Below are 17682 nucleotides of genomic sequence, written 5' to 3' on the forward strand. Positions count from 1 at the left end.
CATTCTAAGGGGCCGGCCAGCCGCTGCCGTCATTCCAGCAGCTTGGCCCACCCATCGAGGCCATCGATGCGCGCCAGCACCAGCTTCACGCACACCAGCAGCGGCACCGCCAGCAGCAGGCCGATGATCCCCCACAGCCAGCCGAAGACCATCAGCGACAGGATCAGGATCAGCGGGGACAGGGCCATGCGACGGCCGAGCACGATCGGCGTGACGATCTGCCCTTCCAGCGTGTGCAGGCCCAGGTACAGCGCCGCCGGCCCGAACGCCTCGAGCGATTCGCCATAGCTGACCAGCCCCATCACCAACATGATGCAGATGCCGATCAACGGGCCGACGTAGGGCGCGAAATTCAACAGCCCGGCCATCGTGCCCCAGAGCATCGCTTCGTCGGCGGGCACGCCGAGGAGGAAATACAGCAAGCCCGCGAACACCAGGCCGACGATCACGTTGATGATGCTGATGGTCAGCACATAGCGCGAGATCTCGGTCTCGATCGCGTGCAGGATCTCCACGGTGAGTTTCTTCTGTTGTCGCGAGGGCAACAACGCGATCGCATTGCGCTGCAGGTCCCCGCCGTAGACCATGAAGAAGAACGTCAGCAACACGACGGCCAGGATGGACGCGACCACGCGCGGCGTCGCCGTCAGCACGCGATAGGGGTCGTTGACCTCGGTCTTGACGACTTGGACCTTCGACGCCGTTTCGCCACCCGCCGCGCGCGCGATGTTCTCGGCGGCGCGATTGGCTTCGGTCATCGGCTTGGTGAGCGAACGCAACTTGGGGGCGAGCCCGCGCATCTGCTGCGGCACTTCGCGGATCCACTCAGCGCCTGGCTGCAACAGTTCGCGCCCAAGCGTATACGTGGCGAACGTGCCCAGGCCCAGGACCAGGATCGCGGAGACGAAACGCGGGATCCACAGCTTGCGCAGCAGGCGGATGATCGGGTTGCCGACCAGCGCGAAGAACCCCGCAAGCAACACCGGCAGCAGCAAATCCTGCGCGACGTAGGTGGTGAAGGCCACCGCCAGCACCGCGAGCACGATGGCCGCGCTCGACGAACCCGGACGCGGCGGTTGCTGCGGTTGTTCGGGATCGTCGTTCTCGAAGCGGAAGCTCATGCATCCACCGGTGGCGTTTGCGCCACTTGCTCGGCGGACTGCGCCGCGTCCTGGGCCTTGCCCGCGGCCGCCTGCGCGCTGCCGCCTGCGAACATCCCGGCGACGGCCGTCATCATCTGCAGGATCGTGTTGCCCTTCGCAACGCTCTTGGCCGGCTCGAGTTTGCCGACGACGAAGCCCGAAACCAGACCGGCGACGACGATGCGCCCCGGCGTCCACGACGCGAGCCACGTCGATTTCACCTGTCGCCAATCGGCTGCGGCCTGGCGCTCCTTCGCCTCGAGCGCGACTTCGGCTTGCCGGACTTTCCGCTGGAGGGATTCGAAGCTCACGCGCGACTCTGCAGTTAGGGTACGGGGATGCTGGCTGACAGCCGGTTGAGGAGCGCGTGAATCAGGGGGGAGTGACGTCGACACCGAGGCCCTTCTTGACGCCTTCGTCCGCCACTTCCGCGACCTGCTCGGTTGCCGCTTCGGCGGATTTGGCGGAGCCCGCGTCCGGCGTCATGTCGCCGAGTTCGCCGATCCCCAGGCGTGCGAGTTGTCGGCGCGTCGCCTTCATGCGCGTGTGTTCGAAGTAGTGCATGCCGAGCCAACCGGCAGCAACGGCGAGCAGCACGCTGGCGCCGCCGCATACCAGCAGCGAGATCCACCACGCCCAGCCCGCGCGCATCGACAGCCACGCGATCAGCGAGGCCATCAACAGCAACCACGCCGACGCGCCGAAGATGATCGCCACCGCCGTCAACGCGAGCGTGCGCCCGAAGGCGCTGCGCGCAAGCGAGAAGTCCGCGGTGATCAGGATGCGGAGGGCGGTGGCTGCCTCGCGGCCCGCCGACCACGTCGCCTTGCCCGTGTCGCCGAGTTCCTTCAGCGCATCGAAGATCCCGGGCGCGGCGGCACGCGCTTGCGTACCGTCGTCCGTGGCCTCACCGCTGTCCTCGCTCCCCATCGCGGCGATCGCTTACTTGTCGCTGCTGCGACCGAGCTTGGCGATGATCCAACCCGCGGCGAAGGCGACGCCGAAGGAAGCGAGCGGACGCTCGCGGATCAATTCGGCCGCGCTGTCGATCAGGTCGCGGCCCTTGTCCATGATCGCGTCCACTTGTTCGCGCGAGGCCGCGCCGAGGTTTTCGGCCGCGGAAATGGAAGAGAGCGTGCCGTCGGCGAGTTCGGCCTTCATCTGTGCCTTGCCCAGCCGCATCTCGTCGCCCGCGGCCGTGGCCGCACCCTTGATCGCATCGCCCGCGGCCACCGCAGCGCCCTTGAAATGCTGGCCCGCTTCGCCGAGATCCGACTTCACGTTTTCAGTCGCACGACCGTTGTTGTCCGGGGACATCGCGTTCTCCTTGGGGGTGGGGGGTATCACACGCTGATTTACTGCATGGCCAGGTCGCCGCGCGCGTTGCCACGCAGCACGCGCAGCACCAGGCGTTGCGGGGACTGCCCGAAACTGGCGCGGAAGCCGCCCAGGTCGCTGAACTCTCCGCTGGTGGCGGCGAGGACCACGTCGTCTTTCTGCAAGCCATTCTGCGCCGCGCGGCTGCCCTTCGCGACCGCGCTCACCAGCACGCCGTCGAGCCCCGCCTGGCGCAGACGCTCGGGCAGCTCGGCGAAGGTGGCGCCCGACAGGCGCGCATCGAGCACGCTGCCATCGTAGGCCCGCGGCTGTTCGCGCAGCGTGGCCTTGACCGTGACCGGCGCTCTGTCCCGGCGCAGCTCGAGCGCGACATCGCTGCCGACCGCCTGCAAGCCTTCGAAGTTGTGCAGCGCCTCGCGCGAGTCCATGCGCTGGCCGTTGGCGGACAGCACGACGTCGCCCACGCGCACGCCGGCGGCGGACGCGGCAGAGTTCGGGAACACGCGCGTCACCACCGCGCCGCGCGGCGTCTCCAGGCCCAGGCCCTTGGCGAGCTGGTCGTCGACCGTCTGCGTTTCGATGCCCAGCGTGCCGCGCCGCACCTCGCCCGTGCTCGCAAGCTGGCGCATCACGTTGCCGGCGAGGTTGGCGGGAATCGCGAAGCCCAGGCCGATGTCGCCGGCGCGGCTGCCTTGCGGATTGAACGTCGCCGTGTTGATGCCGACCAGTTCGCCGCGCAGGTTCACCAGTGCGCCGCCCGAGTTGCCGGGGTTGATCGAGGCATCGGTCTGGATGAAGTTCTGGAAGCCCAGCCCCGGCAGGCCATTGCGCCCGACCGCCGAGACAATGCCCGAGGTCACCGTTTGGCTGAAACCGAAGGGATTGCCGACGGCGACGACGAAATCGCCGACGCGCAGCTGATCGGAGTTGGCGAGCGGCAACGCGGTGAGCTTGTCGGCCTGGATGCGCATCAGCGCGACGTCGGTGTCCGGGTCCGAGCCGACGAAGGTCGCGACGAAGGTGCGTCCGTCGGCCAGCGTCACCGACACTTCATCCGCACCTTCGATCACGTGATGGTTCGTCAGCACCAGGCCCTTGGCGGCATCGACGATCACGCCCGAGCCCAGCGACTGGTTGATCCGTTCCTGCGGCACCTGCGGGAACAGGCGGCGGAACATCGGATCGTCGGCGAAGGGATTGCGCACGCGTACGCGTTGCTTGGTGTGCACGCTCACCACCGCAGGCGTGACCTTTTCCAGCATCGGTGCAAGCGAAGGCAGCGCCTGACCGTCGACGGCCGTCGGCAACGCGGCCACCAGCGGCACGGCGGCGGTCGCCGGTTCGGCCATCGCGGGGGCTTGCAGGCCATCGCGCATCGCGGTGGCGGCAAAGCCGCCGAAACCGGCGGCAATCGTCAGTGCGGCGAGCGTTTTCAGGGGAGCGTGGCGCATGAGTTCATTGTCCCGGGGGGAAGTGAGTCAGCGATGTGAAATCGCGGCAGGGTGCCATCGAAGCAAGAGCCCGCTGAACAGGGGCCTATTTTGGAAACGTGGCCGGATGCATTGGAAGACCGCGTTTCTGCGCCGCCGCACCGCACATCACCGCGTCGGAAATTATTTTCGCCGGACCGTTGACACACTCGACGCGCAGGGCTAGTTTCGCCTTCCGTTGCCACTACATATAGTGGTGGCAGCGAAGGACGGACCTGAATGTTGTGTTCCACGAAGTTTCAGGCACGTCCACGAACACAGGCGATAACGTGACCGGAATCCCGGTTGCGTCAGGGGAAAACCAGAGTTCGCAGGGGGCAGGACGCGCCAGATGGGTGGCGTTTCCGGCTTGCTTCCGTGGAACCGGGTTGGCTCGTCGCCAGCAGATAAAAAACGATGAGAACCGGGCACGACCCGGCCACGACGAGGAGATGGAGCAGCATGAGCACGGTGCGCCTCGAGGCGGTCAAGATGGACAACGCAGCGCAGGAGATCCCGATGCAGCCGGCCTCGGCCGACATCTGGGACAAGAAGTACCGGCTGAAGACCAAGTCGGGCGAGGCGATCGACGCCGACATCGACGGCACCTACCAGCGTGTCGCCAAGGCGCTCGCCGAATCCGAAGGGTTGCCGGAGAAGCAGAAGTACTGGCACGAGCGTTTCGTGTGGGCGCTGCGCCGCGGGGCGATCCCCGCCGGCCGCATCACCTCGAATGCAGGCGCGCTGGAACACAAGCCGGCGACCTCGACGATCAACTGCACGGTCTCGGGCACCATCGAAGACTCGATGGACGGCATCCTGGAGAAGGTGCACGAAGCGGGCCTCACGCTGAAGGCCGGCTGCGGCATCGGCTATGAATTCTCGACGCTGCGCCCGCGCGGCGCGTTCGTCGCCGGCGCCGGCGCCTATACGTCGGGCCCGATGTCCTTCATGGATATCTACGACAAGATGTGTTTCACCGTCTCCTCCGCCGGTGGCCGCCGCGGCGCGCAGATGGGCACCTTCGACGTCTCGCACCCGGACGTGAAGGACTTTATCCGCGCCAAGCGCGAAGACGGGCGCCTGCGCCAGTTCAACCTCTCGCTGCTGATCACCGACGGCTTCATGGAAGCGGTGGAGCACGACGGCGACTGGCCGCTGGTGTTCCCGATCAACATCAAGGAACAGGGCGACATCGACCTGGCCGACCCGCAGACGGTGGTCTGGCGCGACTGGCCGACGCACAAGAACTACGTCGTGCGCGACGACGGCCTGGTGGCCTGCCGCATCTACGGCCACATCCGCGCGCGGCACCTGTGGGACATGATCATGGTCTCGACGTACGACTACGCCGAGCCGGGCTTCATCCTGATCGACCGCGTCAACGAGATGAACAACAACTGGTGGTGCGAAAACATCCGCGCGACCAACCCCTGCGGCGAGCAACCCCTGCCGGCCTACGGCGCGTGCCTGCTCGGCTCGGTGAACCTGACCAAGTTCGTGCGCAACGCCTTCACCGACCAGGCGGAATTCGACTGGGAGGAATACAAGGAAGTCGTGCGCGTGTTCACCCGCATGCTCGACAACGTGGTCGAAGTGAACGGCCTGCCGCTGCAGCAGCAGCGCGACGAGATCATGCGCAAGCGCCGCCACGGCATGGGCTTCCTGGGCCTGGGCAGCACGATGACGATGCTGCGCATGAAGTATGGCTCGGCCGAATCCTGCGAGTTCACCGACCGCATCGCCCGCGACATGGCGGTGGCCGGCTGGGAAATGGGCCTGGTCCTGGCGAAGGAAAAGGGCGCCGCGCCGATCATGGAAGAACGCTTCCCGGTGACCGCCGAGATGTTGCGCAAGCGCCCGGAAATGGTGGCCGACGGTTGGAAGGTCGGCCAGGAAATCGAAGGCAAGGTGCTGCACGCCAAGTATTCGCGCTACATGCAGCGCGTGGCCGAGGTGGCGCCGGAGCTGGTGGAAGAACTCGCCGAAGTCGGCGCGCGCTTCACCCACCATTCCTCGATCGCCCCGACCGGCACGATCTCCCTGTCGCTGGCCAACAACGCCTCCAACGGGATCGAGCCGTCCTTCGCGCACCACTACAGCCGCAACGTGATCCGCGAAGGGAAGAAGACCAAGGAGAAGGTGGACGTCTACTCCTTCGAGCTGCTGGCCTACCGCGAGCTGATCAACGCCAAGGCCATGCCGTTCTCGGACGAGGCCGGCGCCAAGCTTCCCGACTACTTCATCTCCGCCGACGACATCTCGCCGAAGGAACACGTCGACGTGCAGGCCGCCGCCCAGAAGTGGGTGGACTCCTCGATCTCCAAGACGGCGAACGTCCCCACGGACTACCCGTACGAAGACTTCAAGGACATTTACCGCTACGCCCACCAACAGGGTTTGAAGGGCTGCACCACCTTCCGCTTCAACCCCGCCGCCTTCCAGGGCGTGCTGGTGAAGGAAGCGGACCTGGAGAACACGACCTACCGCTTCGAGCTGGAAGACGGCTCGGTCCTGGAGGTCAAGGGCAACGAGCAGATCGAGTACGACGGCGAGATGCACACCGCCGCCAACCTGTTCGATGCACTGAAGGAAGGCTATTACGGGAAGTTCTGACCAGCGTCTCGACTACTTGTTCACACACGTGACGGGTATAGGATCGCGTTGTTCCACAACCAGGCCCACTCAGGAGGCCAAATGAGCAACGGCAACGGGGTCACGGCGACCCTTTCCAACGCCGCCGATACGGTGGTCGAGACCGCGAAGTCCGTCGCCAAGCGCGCGGGCAAGGCAGTATCCGGTGCGAAGAAGACGGCATCGAAAGCGGCCAAGTCCGCCAAGAAGGCCGTCACCAAGGCCAAGAAGTCACTCACCGCGGCAAGCGCTGCGGCGAAGAAAGAAGCCGCATCGCTGAAGCGCAAGGTGGCCGGCAAGAAGGCCGCCGCCAAGCGTGCGGGCAAGAAGGCCACGCGCAAGGTGGCCGGCAAGAAGGCGGCTGCCAAGCGTTCGGTCAAGAAGGCAGGGAAGAAAGTCACGCGGAAGGTCGCGGGCAAGAAGGCCGCCGCCAAGCGCGCGGTCAAGAAGGTCGGTCGCAAGGTCGCCGCCCGCAAGGGCGCCGCCAAGCGTGCGACGAAGAAGACCGCACGCAAGACGACGGGCGTTCGCAAGACCGCCGCGAAGAAGACCGGCGCTCGCAAGACCGCCGCGAAGAAGACTGGCGCACGCAAGACCACCGCTCGCAAGGGCGGCGCACGCAAGACCGCTCGCAAGAGCGCGTAAAGCGACACGTCCCCTCCCGACAACGGGAGGGGACTTTTTGACCAAATTCAGAGAACGCACATGGCCGTCAAAATCGACAAGAAGATCAAGGGCTACGCCGTCATCACCGCCGAGGACAAGGCACGCGAGGCGAAAGCCGATGCCGTGGCCCGCGCGACGCTGGAAGCGGAGCTCCCGACGGCCGACGTGATCCAGATGCACGAGCGCATCGAGCGCCCGGAAGTGCTGATCGGCAGCACCTACAAGATCAAGTCGCCGCTCGTCGAGCACGCCATGTACGTGACCCTCAACGACATCGTGCTCAACGCCGGCACCGAACACGAACTGCGCCGCCCCTTCGAGATCTTCATCAACTCCAAGTCGATGGAGCACTTCCAGTGGATCGTCGCGCTCACGCGCATCATGTCGGCCGTGTTCCGCAAGGGCGGCGACGTGACCTTCCTGGTGGAAGAAATGAAAGCGGTGTTCGACCCGCGCGGCGGCTACTTCAAGGCCGGCGGCGTCTACATGCCGTCCCTGGTGGCCGAACTCGGCGCGATCGTCGAAGACCACATGAAGTCGATCGGCCTGATCCACGACCCCGAGATGAGCCCGGCGCAACGCGCCCTCATCGCGGAAAAGCGCGCGGCCTACGAGAACCGCGGCTCAAAAAAAAACAATGAAGTGAGCCTGGGCCTGGCGACGGGCAGCGATGCGCGCACGGAAGAAGTGATCGAAGTGACGGGCGACGGCGCGAGTTTTCCGCCTAGCGCGACGATGTGCCATAAGTGCAGCACGAAGGCTGTTGTCATCATGGATGGGTGTGCGACCTGTCTAAATTGCGGCTATAGCAAGTGCGGTTAAAAAAGAGCCCGGCATCGCCGGGCTTTTCCTTTTCGGCATGAGGGATTTTCGACATGGCGATGAAGAAGACTGCAAAAAAGTCTGCAAAGAAGGTGGCACGAAAGAGTGTTGCGAAGAAGGCAGCCAAAAAGACGGCAAAGAAAGCCACAAGAAAAACTGCGAAAAAGGCCGCAAGAAAGACCGTTAAGAAGGCCGCAAAAAAGACTGCTAGGAAGGCTGTTCGGGGCGTAAAGCGGGCAGCGAAAAAAGTCCGCAAAGCTGCGAAGAAGGCGGCATCTGCAATTGGGATTGGAGTAGGCGGGTGACGCAGGAACACCCTGATCGCGCGCCCATCGACGAGCGGGTTTACAAGAGCCCTGCTGAGGGGTTGCGAGCGCTCCAAGCTGATTACCTGCGGTGGACTTCGAGAATTACCGACATCAGCTTTCAGTGCTGCTTGGCACTGATCGCGGCAAATTGGGCATTGCATTCTGGCAAAGGGGAGTTGCTGAAGAACGCGTGGGCGACCTGGTCGGTGTCGCTCGCACTGGGCGCAGTGCTCCTTAGTTTGCTGGGCGCGTTCGTGCTGGCGACTGGAACGTACAACGCGTTTTACGAGGCTTCAAAGGACCCAGGCAACTGGCGGAGTCGCTGGGACCCCTCGGAGCGAATTCCATCGGAATGGCCCTACACAAGCGGCTTAATTAAAACCGCATTGTTTTTCACGCACTTGAAAGTATGGGTCCCAATCATCAGTGGAGCGTGCTTCGTGTTCGGCGCATTCTGACTCGCGACGTTTCAATTCCTAGGCCATCAAGCGCCAGTTACTCTTGGTAGCTGCCTAGCGCAGTGGCCGTAGATCATGCATCTTGGCGTATACGTTTCAAGCAGCTCCATGAAGGGGCGCGACAAAGCCTTGGGGGAAGGTAGTGTCGACAGTCGTTCTTGATCCGCAGACGCCTCAAAAGGTCGCGGCCGCATTGCTGATTATTCAAGCGGCCATCGTGATTTCGGTGTTCGCCGGAGCAGTAATTTCCGGCTATTGGAATAGGTCAAGGCCGACCTACTTGTTCGCACGAGGGTTGCTGAGCCCGGGCGTGCTCGACTTCGCGATCCTACTGCTTTGGTTCTTAGCGACCATTACGCCAATTCTTCTCACTACCTACTTCAAGATCGGCTGGGATGCATTGGGCTTCGAATTTGGTGTCGTGCCAGTGCGAAAGGCGACAAAAATCGCCTTCTTCTTCAACATCGTGACCTGCTCTTGGTTTATTTTCCGCTCTGGCGGGTGGCAATCAAGCCCGTTCGTTTCAGTCATCGGTGCATTGCCCGCATTCGCGATCCTTATAGGCGAGCCGCTTGATAGGACTCTGGGGTACGTCGTTGCAATCATCATCCTGATGGGACTCGGTACGTTTGGGCTGATCTATTACCCGGAGCATGGGCGGCCCGACGATCATTCAGGACGAGTCAGACACGGGGCAGCGACATGGTTGCTGGCCGCCGCAATGCTGTTGCTAACAACAGCTTTGGGATACATCCGCGCGCTACCCTTCGCTTAGTTCTCGAAGGGTCCGAAAAAGCAAGCGCGTATTTCTGGACTGCGTCAAATCAACTGGAATTCCAGGAGCAGGGCTCGCTGGGATAGACCTGCCAAGTCGCCCAAGGGGAATTGCATGCTCGGTTTTGGAAAGTCACCCGATTACTTTACCGATCTCCTCGAGTACGCAGTGGACAACTTCGGAATGCGCACTCGATATGCGTCGGCATTTCTTTATGCGTACCGAGCTCCCATTTCAAAGCTCCACGACAAGGGACTGAAGAACTTAGAGCACATCAAGACGCACGGGAACTCGGAACAAAGAATGATTGCGATCATGTCGGAGCCGGAAGCATTCGCTCTGGTTGGTCAGGCGTATCAAGCCTACTTGGGGGATTTGCGTAGGGGAAAGCACGTGAATTCGGAAGTTGAACTAGCAGTCTGGGGCGTTTTGCTGAAACGCGTGGACTTGCTCGAAACCATTGACCGCGGCCTTGCCAATTTCATTCGGACAGAACAGCCGGAGCGGTTCCCCAATTTGGTTGACGAGGTATTTACCGACTTTTCTGGGATGAGCGAGTTCTAGGGGGAAATGCGATGGCGATGACAACGTGCAAGGAATGCAAGGCACAGATCAGCACGACTGCGGAAGCCTGTCCCCAGTGCGGGGCCAAGCCAGCAAAAACTTCGGGGTGCGCAACCGTCTTGTTAGTAGTGGTTGTACTGTTCGTGGTGGCATCAATGTCACGTAGTTGCTCAGGTTCAAATGACAACGACGTGCCCATGCCGAAATCCACGACTGCATCGAGTGCGCCTACCGAGTCTGAGGCGCCGGCGGCCGCCAAAGCTGACCCAGCTGCGCTGCTTGCCGAATCGAAGCAAACCGTGGAGGAAGTGGGGCGGCGCATCAAGCAAAACGATACGCATCTGAAGCACTACTACGCCACGACCGACCAAGTGAAAGAAGCCACAGGCGACCTGATTAAACTCGCTGTCGTTAAGGGGATGTACGAAGACTCGAAAGCGAAGGACGAGCGGGTGTTGAGTGCCCGCGCAGACACCTTGATCAAGAGCGTCTCGCAACAACAGCGCGCTCTTTATGCCTCGAGCTTGGAACAAGTTTTCGTCAAGAGCGGTCTGGACGTTGACGTCAGCGTGAGCGGCAAATCCAAGGATCAACTTCGGTTGAAGTATGTCCTCATGTCCAAGCCCCTTGTGTACAAGTTCCAGAACGAGATGGAACTTCAGCAGCAGGCTAGGTTGTTTGGTTTCAAGCGGATCGTTTACTCGGACGGGTATGACGAATCCTGGACTGTTGATCTATAGACCGAAACTTCGGTCGGCGCGGTTCCGGGCGCGGGAAGGCGATAGAAGCGATAGCGACGTATTCAAAAGCCATCGTCGCTGTTTACGGCGACGCCCGGAGATGTCTCCGAAGTCGTCGCCGACGTCTCGGTAGATACTCCACCGCGTCTCCGGGGTCGCCGCCAACGTCTACGTAGACCCTCGTCGAGATTCCGGAGTCGTCGCCAGCCTCTCCGTAGACACTACCCCACGTCTCCCGAGTCATCGCGAACGTCTCCGTAGACACTCGTCAGGTCTCCGGAGCCACTGCGAATCTCTCTGTAGACACTCGCAAAGTCTCCGGAGTGGCCGCCAACGTCTCCTCATGCGTCGCGGACGTCTTCCCAGTCCTCGCGGTCCCATCGCGAACGCCGTACGTCCCCTCACAAGATTCCGAACATGTTGCCCGCGGGGACAATTACGTTATTTCGCGTCTGAGAGAAGACTTCGGCCTACGACATCGACGGAGTCTTCTCCATGACGCAGCAACAAGACCTCGTGTCCATGACGGTCACTAGGGAAACGCAGGCCCAGGTGCTCGCGCTGATCGCGCAGATCCGGCAGTTGCTGCCGAAGCTGTTGTCGCTGTCGACCGACCAGCGCCGCTCGCTCCAGTTGTTCGGTCCGAACAGCCAGAACTACGGGCGCCTGGCGCTGGTGACGATCGCGCAGAACCTGCACCTGTTGCCGCGCGGCATCGACATCGATGCGGCGTTCGCCGATCTCGAAGCGCGCGACAACCTGATTCCGATCCTGACGGCGGTGCAGCAGTTGCTCGCAGACGTCGACGACACGGTGGCCGCGCTCGGCAGCGATGTCATGGTGGTCGCGAATCAGTCTTACGGCGTGATCAAGGGCGCCGGCGGCGATGCGGGCCTCGACGAGGCCGCCAAGGAATTGGGCATGCGCTATCGAAAGACCCGTAAGAAGTCAGAAAAACCTGAAGGCGAATCCGAGGCGTGAAGTGATCAGTCTGTTGGATCGTGCGCCTGCGTCTAATCCCGCTCGGCAAGCGGCAGGCGCACGATCCACTTCGGAGTTTCAAATCTCCTCAGCTCTCGATTGCTTCAACGCATGCCCTCTGCGTCGGGAGGGGACGAATACGAGACCTCGCAAGAGGAAATAAGTCCACCGGATCGAGTGCTGCCGGATTTGAACCTCCCGACACCTTGCGTCGCACCGGCGCAAGGTTCACTTCATTGAGGAGGTTGCCATGTCGCTTGTCACGGATGCGCCGCTGCGCGCGCCCACCGTTTATGCCCTTCCCGAAGCAGCACATCTCCAGCTTGTGCAGATGTGCGAGCACCTGCGGTTGATGGCGCAACTCACCGAGCTTGGCTCCAATGCGAGCAACCCGGATGCCCGTTTGCGTCCTGATGCACTCGGCTGGTGGTTCTCGCGGTTGGAGCGGGATATCGATGAAATCATCAGCGCGAGTTCGGTTTGCGTCGAACTTGCAAATGCGCATGCTGCGTCGTGTCGCGACGAGACTTAGGGCGCGCTGGTTGCGGGGCCGGGTGGCAGGGCTACGGATCGGATGCCCGCTGCGCAGCCTAGAGGCCCGGCGACAGACCATTTTGCTGGCGCCGACAAAATGGTCCGCAGATATGATCGTCTTACCGGCGCCGGTAAAATGATCAGATCCAAGACGAGGCCCCACTATGACCGCAACCGAAGACCGCTACGAAGGCCGCCCCTTCCTCCGCTTGCTGGAGTGCCTCGCACTCGATGCCATCGATGCGCTCGATCCCGAACAGCGCGCTACCTTGGAAGAGATGGCACCCAAGCTCGCGACGTCCCTCGGTCGCGAAGGCACCTGGCAGCAAATCGTGGCCGCCCAGATGAACTGGGGCGATGGAATCGACGTTGCAATTCGCGAGCTTTGGGATCGCAACCGCGAAGTGGCGAAAGAAGAGGGGATCGAACTGACGAGCGACGAGTTCGCGATGTTGTTCGCGCAGGCGAATACGTCGGACGACGAGTGAAGAGAAGGCCCACGGCTCTGGCCCCACGAAAATGATCGGCTATCTGCAAAGCTTGCTTTGCAGCCACCAACGAACGATCGGGCGGAAGCCCCTTGATCGAAGCGACCCGCAAGGTGATGCCCCAGCGTGGGGAGTTTCAAATTTTTTTCCCAAAAAAATTTGGAACTTCCCACGTTCGGGCGGCGCGCCAATGATGGAGTAGCGCTCTTGGTGGAAGACCAATTTACCGACGCCGGTAAAAAGGTCCGCCTCCCCCCAACCGCACTGCACAACCGCCTTTAGACTCCGCAGCAACGCCCACCCGCGGAGAGCCCCATGCTCCGGTACCTGCTCGCGCTGTCGCTCGGCCTGCTCCTCGCATCCCCGGTCTTTGCCGCAGAACCCACGCTCAAGGAATACCACTCCAACGCGAACCACCCAGACGCCTGGCAGGGCGGCGTCCGCATGATCCCGATCCACACCCCGGTCGGCGACTTCAAAGTCTGGACCAAGCGCGTCGGCAACAACCCGCGCATCAAAGTGCTGCTGTTGCACGGCGGCCCGGGCGCGACGCACGAACCCTTCGAAGTGTTCGACAGCTTCCTGCCGGCCGACGGCGTCGAGTACTACTACTACGACCAACTCGGCTCGTACTACAGCGACCAGCCCGACGATCCGAAGCTGCTCAACATCGATCGCTTCGTCGACGAAGTGGAGCAAGTGCGCCAGGCGCTCGGCCTGGACAAGGACAACTTCTACCTGCTCGGCCATTCGTGGGGCGGCATGCTCGCGATCGAATACGCGCTCAAGTACCAGGACCACCTGAAAGGCCTGATCATCTCGAACATGGTCTCCAGCATCCCCGCGTACAACAAATACGCGAACGACGTGCTGATGCCGGAACTCGGCCCGGAAGCCCTCGCGGAACTGCGCAAACTCGACGCAGCGAAAGACTACGACAACCCGCGCTTCGAACAACTCCTGCAACCCCACTACGAACACCACGTCCTGCGCCGCCCGATGGCCGAGTGGCCCGAGCCGCTGCTGCGCGGCTCCGCGCGCCACCTCAACAAGAAGGTCTACATCCCGATGCAGGGCCCGAGCGAACTCGGCGCCAGCGGCATCCTCGTAGATTGGGATCGCACGGACGACCTGAAAAATATCAGCGTCCCCACGCTCGTCATCGGCGCGCGCTACGACACGATGGACCCGAAGTACATGGAGATGATGAGCAAGAAGCTGCCGCACGGCGACTATCTGTATCTGCCCAACGGGAGCCACTGTGCGTACTACGACGATCAGGATGCTTACTTCGCCGGCTTGTTGAAGTTCCTGCACGCCGTGGACGCCGCCAAGGCGGGCGGGTGATCGTTCGCTAGAATGCCCCGGTCCGGCAGGGGGCCGGTGCGTTCAGGGGGCTTCATGCGCTTTGCAGGTCGCATCACCGAATGGCATGACGATAAAGGCTACGGGTTCGTCGTTCCCAATGGCGGCGGCGAGCGCGCATTCGTGCACGTCAAGAAATTCGAGCGCATGCGGCGTCGGCCGGAACAGGGCGATCTGTTGTCCTATGAAGTCGGGCGGGACGAAAAGGGGCGGCTCGCCGCATTGCGCGTGCGGATGGCGGGGCAGCCGGCCGCGGTGCGGGACAACCGGAGCACATGGCGTATCCCGCACGCATTCCTGGGCTTCGTGGCGATTGCCGCAATCGCGTTCGCTGCGTGGCGGGGCTGGCTCCCCATACCGGCAGTCGTCGTCTACGGCCTGATGAGCGTTGCGACGTTTGTCTACTATCGACGCGACAAAAGTGCTGCACAGGAGAACGCAAGGCGAACGCCCGAAGCTGAACTGCATTTCGTGTCGCTTGCGGGCGGCTGGCCCGGCGCATTGCTCGCACAGGGCCTGCTGCGGCACAAGTCGAAGAAAGCATCGTTCCAGGCCGTGTTCTGGGTGACGGTGTTCTTCAACATCGGACTGATGGCTTGGTGGTTGTCGTCCAACCGATAAAACAGCGGCGTCGTGCCGCATGGAGATCGCTGATGCGTCACGCGCTGTTACTCGCAGTCCTCGCCCCACTCGCCGCCTTCGCGCAAAGCAAGCCCGAAGCCACGGTGCACCTAACGCCCGGCGCGCCACCCGCATCGCCCGAAGTCATCGCCACGCTCGCCGAAAAAGACCGCCAACTCTTCGACGCCGTCTTCAACTGCAAGATCGATCAACTCAAGGCGCTGGTTGCCGACGACTTCGAGTTCTTCCACGACAAGAGCGGCATGGCGGCGGGCAGCGGCGCGCAGTTCATCGGCAATGTCGCCGACGGTTGCAAGCGCGAGTCCGAAGGCACCAACTTCCACGCGCGGCGCGAATTGGTCGGCGGCACGATGACCGTGCACATGATCGGTGGCTACGGCGCGATGCAGATGGGGACGCACCGCTTCTTCGCGTTGTCGAAGGGCAAGCCGGATCGGCTCACGGAGACCGGCAAGTTCATCGACCTGTGGAAAAAGGACGGCGACACCTGGAAACTCGCACGCGTCATCAGCTACGACCACGTGCTTGCGCCGCAGCCGAAGTGATCGTCACTTCTTCTTTTTCTTCTTCGATTTCGACTTGCTCTTGGATTTCGCTTTCGCTGCTTCGGCCTCCGCGGCGAAGCGCGCCTGCACGTCGATGATCGCCGCGGGCAATTTTTCCTGCAGTATCGCCAGCAGGCCCGCGCTCGCATCGGTATCGATCGGCTTGCCTTCCGGCGTCGTTGCGGTGACGCGCGTGGTGGTCTTGCGAATCGTGTCCGAAAGCAGCAACGCCTTCGTCAGCACCATCAGTTCCTCCCCGCGATAGCGCAGCGTGTACATGTCGAGCATCTGCGAGCGCCCTTCGTACTCGACGCCCGGTGTGTTCACGACGATGGCGCCGACTGCATTCCACGTTTCATTCTTGTCGGCTTCGATCGTGAACTCGCCGCGCGTGGTGGTCGGCGCAACGGGGATCTCGGGCGTCGGTGGCGCTTCCGGCGCCGGTTTCGGTTTGGTGGCACAGCCCACGGCGAGCAACACCATCGTCACCAGGCCCCACCATTTGCCTTGCACGCGCATTCGACCTCCGAGGTTGTACGCTCCGCCCGATGCGCGCGCCCGTCTTCACGCTCTGCCTGTTCGCGGCCTTTGCCGCGTGGCCTGCGCACGCACGTACGGTGTACCGCTGCATGCGCGATGGCACCGTCAGTCTCTCGACGGCGCCTGAACCGGGTTCGAAGTGCGTCGCCAAACATTTCGATGACGACGCGGCGAAGGTGCCGAATCTCTGGGGCAACCTCGGCGTGGTGCAGGGCACCCTGTACGAACGCCAGCAGGACGGGCAAACGGTGTACGGCACGCGCAAGTTGCCGGGCTCGAGGCCGGTGCTCGCCTTCACCGTGCAAACGCCGCCGGATTCCTCGGCGCATGTCGGGCTGGGCGAACTCGGGCCGCCGCAGTTGAAGCGCTTCAATGCCGAGTTCCGCGCAGCGGCGAAGCGAACCGGCGTGGAGGACGCGATGCTGCGTGCCTTCGCGCACGCCGAAAGCGGGTTCGATCCGTTCGCGACATCGAAGAAGGGCGCACGGGGCGTCATGCAATTGATGCCCGAGGTCGCGCGCGAATACGCGGTCGCCGATCCCTACTCGGCCGCGCAATCCATCGACGGCGGCGCGCGGCACCTCAAGCAGTTGTTGCGGCGCTACAAGGGCGACCTCGACCTGGTCGCCGCGGCGTACAACGCCGGCATCGGCACGGTGACGCAATACAAGGGCGTACCGCCGTATCGCGAGACCATCGAATACGTGGCCAAGGTGCAGGCCTTGTACGACCGCTATCGCACCGCGATGACGAAGCCGGTCAGGACGCGCCGTTAAGCCACCATTGTTGCGGCGCACACGCGGCCTTCACGCGATGCTGAGCAGTCCGCGCGTTTCATGGCGCCCGATGTACGCCCGCCTCGCCACTGCCGCTTTGCTGTGCCTGCTGCCCATCGCCGGCGCGCAGGCGCGCACGGTTTACGAATGCCTGCGGGATGATCGGCTGAGCCTCTCGACCGCACCCGAGCCGGGTTCGCACTGCAAACCCAAGCGCGTCAACGACCGCAAGGCCAAGGTGCCGAATTTCTGGGGCGACCAGGGCCCCGTGCGCGGCAACCTGTACACGACGCGCATGAATGGCATCGCCGTGTACAGCACGCGGCCGATCCGCGGATGGAAGGAAGTCGCCGAGCCGGTGCGCATTCGCACGCCGCGCGATTCGTGGGCGCACGAGGGGTACGGTGAGGTCGGCAAGCCGCGTCTTGACGCGTTCGCCGCGCAATTCGTTGCGGCTGCGAAGAAAACGGGCGTCGAGGATGCCTGGTTGCGCGCCATCGCCCATGCCGAGAGCGACTTCAACGCGCGGGCGCTCTCGCCCAAGGGCGCGCAAGGCGTGATGCAGATGATGCCGGCACTCGCGCGTGCGTATGGCGTGGCCGATCCCTATCAGTCGGCGCAATGCATCGATGGTGCAGCACGCCACATTCGCGATCTCATGCGTCGTTACAAGGGGGACCTGGTGCTCGTGGCCGCCGCATACAACGCGGGGACCGGCGCCGTCGATCGTTACGGTGGCGTGCCGCCGTATGCGGAGACCGAGGACTACGTCGACAAGGTGCAGGCCTTGTACGCGCGCTACCGTGCGGCGCTGAAAAAGTCCGCGATGCGTAAAAGCTGAGCCTGCGGACGCTGCGCTCACCGCGTGGGCGCTAGCCTCCGTGGCTCACGCCTG

22 protein-coding genes are annotated in these 17682 nt (G+C 62.9%); 16 read left to right on the forward strand and 6 right to left on the reverse strand.

Going from position 1 to position 17682, the window contains the following annotated elements:
* Nucleotides 1–29: 29 nt before the first annotated feature.
* The 5 genes from ACXJJ8_RS06695 to ACXJJ8_RS06715 all read right to left on the reverse strand — a co-directional run bounded on the left by ACXJJ8_RS06695 (nucleotide 30) and on the right by ACXJJ8_RS06715 (nucleotide 3931).
* A complete protein-coding gene (locus ACXJJ8_RS06695; protein ID WP_499027978.1) occupies nucleotides 30–1121 on the reverse strand; it encodes an AI-2E family transporter in 1092 nt (363 codons plus the stop codon).
* On the reverse strand, nucleotides 1118–1453 hold the full coding sequence (locus ACXJJ8_RS06700) for a hypothetical protein (protein ID WP_499027980.1): 336 nt from the start codon (nucleotides 1451–1453) through the stop codon (nucleotides 1118–1120). Before ACXJJ8_RS06700 ends, ACXJJ8_RS06695 begins: the two co-directional genes overlap by 4 nt.
* Before the next feature lie 61 nt (nucleotides 1454–1514).
* A complete protein-coding gene (locus tag ACXJJ8_RS06705; RefSeq protein WP_499027982.1) occupies nucleotides 1515–2072 on the reverse strand; it encodes a phage holin family protein in 558 nt (185 codons plus the stop codon).
* 12 nt (nucleotides 2073–2084) lie between these two features.
* Nucleotides 2085–2459: a hypothetical protein gene (locus ACXJJ8_RS06710; RefSeq protein ID WP_499027984.1), complete on the reverse strand. Its 375-nt coding sequence runs from the start codon at nucleotides 2457–2459 to the stop codon at nucleotides 2085–2087.
* Nucleotides 2460–2497: 38 nt separating this feature from the next.
* Nucleotides 2498–3931 carry a Do family serine endopeptidase gene (locus ACXJJ8_RS06715; RefSeq protein WP_499027988.1) on the reverse strand — a complete coding sequence of 478 codons (1434 nt, stop codon included), beginning with the start codon at nucleotides 3929–3931 and terminating at the stop codon, nucleotides 2498–2500.
* 480 nt (nucleotides 3932–4411) lie between these two features.
* Between ACXJJ8_RS06715 and ACXJJ8_RS06720 the strand changes: the two genes are divergently transcribed.
* The 14 genes from ACXJJ8_RS06720 (at nucleotide 4412) to ACXJJ8_RS06785 (ending at nucleotide 15471) form a co-directional block, all read left to right on the forward strand.
* The gene (locus ACXJJ8_RS06720) at nucleotides 4412–6565 is read left to right on the forward strand and encodes an adenosylcobalamin-dependent ribonucleoside-diphosphate reductase (RefSeq protein WP_499027992.1); all 2154 of its coding nucleotides are present in this window, start codon (nucleotides 4412–4414) and stop codon (nucleotides 6563–6565) included.
* A gap of 81 nt (nucleotides 6566–6646) precedes the next feature.
* Complete coding sequence (locus ACXJJ8_RS06725; protein WP_499027996.1) at nucleotides 6647–7228, forward strand: hypothetical protein; 582 nt, start codon at nucleotides 6647–6649, stop codon at nucleotides 7226–7228.
* Between the two features lie 60 nt (nucleotides 7229–7288).
* Entirely contained in the window at nucleotides 7289–8071 is a 783-nt protein-coding gene (locus tag ACXJJ8_RS06730) for a TSCPD domain-containing protein (RefSeq protein ID WP_499027998.1), read from the forward strand.
* Nucleotides 8072–8124: 53 nt separating this feature from the next.
* Nucleotides 8125–8376 (forward strand): hypothetical protein, encoded by a 252-nt coding sequence (locus ACXJJ8_RS06735; protein WP_499028002.1) that lies wholly within the window; start codon nucleotides 8125–8127, stop codon nucleotides 8374–8376.
* Nucleotides 8373–8837, forward strand: coding sequence for a hypothetical protein (locus ACXJJ8_RS06740; protein ID WP_499028004.1), 465 nt, complete (start codon nucleotides 8373–8375; stop codon nucleotides 8835–8837). The genes ACXJJ8_RS06735 and ACXJJ8_RS06740 overlap by 4 nt, the downstream gene beginning before the upstream one ends.
* A 142-nt stretch (nucleotides 8838–8979) precedes the next feature.
* Nucleotides 8980–9612 carry a hypothetical protein gene (locus ACXJJ8_RS06745; protein WP_499028007.1) on the forward strand — a complete coding sequence of 211 codons (633 nt, stop codon included), beginning with the start codon at nucleotides 8980–8982 and terminating at the stop codon, nucleotides 9610–9612.
* A 114-nt stretch (nucleotides 9613–9726) separates the two neighbouring features.
* Nucleotides 9727–10176, forward strand: coding sequence for a hypothetical protein (locus tag ACXJJ8_RS06750; RefSeq protein WP_499028009.1), 450 nt, complete (start codon nucleotides 9727–9729; stop codon nucleotides 10174–10176).
* Between the two features lie 197 nt (nucleotides 10177–10373).
* On the forward strand, nucleotides 10374–10916 hold the full coding sequence (locus tag ACXJJ8_RS06755; protein ID WP_499028012.1) for a hypothetical protein: 543 nt from the start codon (nucleotides 10374–10376) through the stop codon (nucleotides 10914–10916).
* Between the two features lie 495 nt (nucleotides 10917–11411).
* A complete protein-coding gene (locus ACXJJ8_RS06760; RefSeq protein WP_499028015.1) occupies nucleotides 11412–11897 on the forward strand; it encodes a hypothetical protein in 486 nt (161 codons plus the stop codon).
* Nucleotides 11898–12147: 250 nt separating this feature from the next.
* Nucleotides 12148–12429: an XAC0095 family protein gene (locus ACXJJ8_RS06765; RefSeq protein WP_499028018.1), complete on the forward strand. Its 282-nt coding sequence runs from the start codon at nucleotides 12148–12150 to the stop codon at nucleotides 12427–12429.
* 166 nt (nucleotides 12430–12595) lie between these two features.
* A complete protein-coding gene (locus ACXJJ8_RS06770; RefSeq protein WP_499028022.1) occupies nucleotides 12596–12919 on the forward strand; it encodes a hypothetical protein in 324 nt (107 codons plus the stop codon).
* Nucleotides 12920–13234: 315 nt separating this feature from the next.
* Entirely contained in the window at nucleotides 13235–14266 is a 1032-nt protein-coding gene (locus tag ACXJJ8_RS06775) for a proline iminopeptidase-family hydrolase (protein WP_499028024.1), read from the forward strand.
* 12 nt (nucleotides 14267–14278) lie between these two features.
* Nucleotides 14279–14905 (forward strand): DUF1294 domain-containing protein, encoded by a 627-nt coding sequence (locus tag ACXJJ8_RS06780; RefSeq protein ID WP_499028029.1) that lies wholly within the window; start codon nucleotides 14279–14281, stop codon nucleotides 14903–14905.
* 32 nt (nucleotides 14906–14937) lie between these two features.
* On the forward strand, nucleotides 14938–15471 hold the full coding sequence (locus ACXJJ8_RS06785) for a nuclear transport factor 2 family protein (RefSeq protein ID WP_499028033.1): 534 nt from the start codon (nucleotides 14938–14940) through the stop codon (nucleotides 15469–15471).
* Between the two features lie 3 nt (nucleotides 15472–15474).
* On the opposite strand, the gene ACXJJ8_RS06790 is transcribed toward ACXJJ8_RS06785, so the two are convergent.
* A complete protein-coding gene (locus ACXJJ8_RS06790; RefSeq protein ID WP_499028036.1) occupies nucleotides 15475–15990 on the reverse strand; it encodes a hypothetical protein in 516 nt (171 codons plus the stop codon).
* Between the two features lie 29 nt (nucleotides 15991–16019).
* Between ACXJJ8_RS06790 and ACXJJ8_RS06795 the strand changes: the two genes are divergently transcribed.
* Nucleotides 16020–16787 (forward strand): lytic transglycosylase domain-containing protein, encoded by a 768-nt coding sequence (locus ACXJJ8_RS06795; RefSeq protein ID WP_499028040.1) that lies wholly within the window; start codon nucleotides 16020–16022, stop codon nucleotides 16785–16787.
* Nucleotides 16788–16857: 70 nt separating this feature from the next.
* Entirely contained in the window at nucleotides 16858–17628 is a 771-nt protein-coding gene (locus tag ACXJJ8_RS06800; protein ID WP_499028042.1) for a lytic transglycosylase domain-containing protein, read from the forward strand.
* The last annotated feature ends 54 nt before the right edge of the window (nucleotides 17629–17682 follow it).

It is taken from the genome of Lysobacter sp. P5_C4 (assembly GCF_054049695.1).

Coding starts and splice junctions, on each gene's coding strand:
- ACXJJ8_RS06735 (WP_499028002.1), top strand. CDS start 8,125: ATGGCGATGAAGAAGACTGCAAAAAAGTCTGCAAAGAAGGTGGCACGA.
- ACXJJ8_RS06790 (WP_499028036.1), bottom strand. CDS start 15,990: ATGCGCGTGCAAGGCAAATGGTGGGGCCTGGTGACGATGGTGTTGCTC.
- ACXJJ8_RS06760 (WP_499028015.1), top strand. CDS start 11,412: ATGACGCAGCAACAAGACCTCGTGTCCATGACGGTCACTAGGGAAACG.
- ACXJJ8_RS06725 (WP_499027996.1), top strand. CDS start 6,647: ATGAGCAACGGCAACGGGGTCACGGCGACCCTTTCCAACGCCGCCGAT.
- ACXJJ8_RS06730 (WP_499027998.1), top strand. CDS start 7,289: ATGGCCGTCAAAATCGACAAGAAGATCAAGGGCTACGCCGTCATCACC.
- ACXJJ8_RS06775 (WP_499028024.1), top strand. CDS start 13,235: ATGCTCCGGTACCTGCTCGCGCTGTCGCTCGGCCTGCTCCTCGCATCC.
- ACXJJ8_RS06720 (WP_499027992.1), top strand. CDS start 4,412: ATGAGCACGGTGCGCCTCGAGGCGGTCAAGATGGACAACGCAGCGCAG.
- ACXJJ8_RS06705 (WP_499027982.1), bottom strand. CDS start 2,072: ATGGGGAGCGAGGACAGCGGTGAGGCCACGGACGACGGTACGCAAGCG.
- ACXJJ8_RS06755 (WP_499028012.1), top strand. CDS start 10,374: ATGCCGAAATCCACGACTGCATCGAGTGCGCCTACCGAGTCTGAGGCG.
- ACXJJ8_RS06765 (WP_499028018.1), top strand. CDS start 12,148: ATGTCGCTTGTCACGGATGCGCCGCTGCGCGCGCCCACCGTTTATGCC.
- ACXJJ8_RS06750 (WP_499028009.1), top strand. CDS start 9,727: ATGCTCGGTTTTGGAAAGTCACCCGATTACTTTACCGATCTCCTCGAG.
- ACXJJ8_RS06710 (WP_499027984.1), bottom strand. CDS start 2,459: ATGTCCCCGGACAACAACGGTCGTGCGACTGAAAACGTGAAGTCGGAT.
- ACXJJ8_RS06785 (WP_499028033.1), top strand. CDS start 14,938: ATGCGTCACGCGCTGTTACTCGCAGTCCTCGCCCCACTCGCCGCCTTC.
- ACXJJ8_RS06715 (WP_499027988.1), bottom strand. CDS start 3,931: ATGCGCCACGCTCCCCTGAAAACGCTCGCCGCACTGACGATTGCCGCC.
- ACXJJ8_RS06695 (WP_499027978.1), bottom strand. CDS start 1,121: ATGAGCTTCCGCTTCGAGAACGACGATCCCGAACAACCGCAGCAACCG.
- ACXJJ8_RS06800 (WP_499028042.1), top strand. CDS start 16,858: ATGTACGCCCGCCTCGCCACTGCCGCTTTGCTGTGCCTGCTGCCCATC.
- ACXJJ8_RS06795 (WP_499028040.1), top strand. CDS start 16,020: ATGCGCGCGCCCGTCTTCACGCTCTGCCTGTTCGCGGCCTTTGCCGCG.
- ACXJJ8_RS06780 (WP_499028029.1), top strand. CDS start 14,279: ATGCCCCGGTCCGGCAGGGGGCCGGTGCGTTCAGGGGGCTTCATGCGC.
- ACXJJ8_RS06770 (WP_499028022.1), top strand. CDS start 12,596: ATGACCGCAACCGAAGACCGCTACGAAGGCCGCCCCTTCCTCCGCTTG.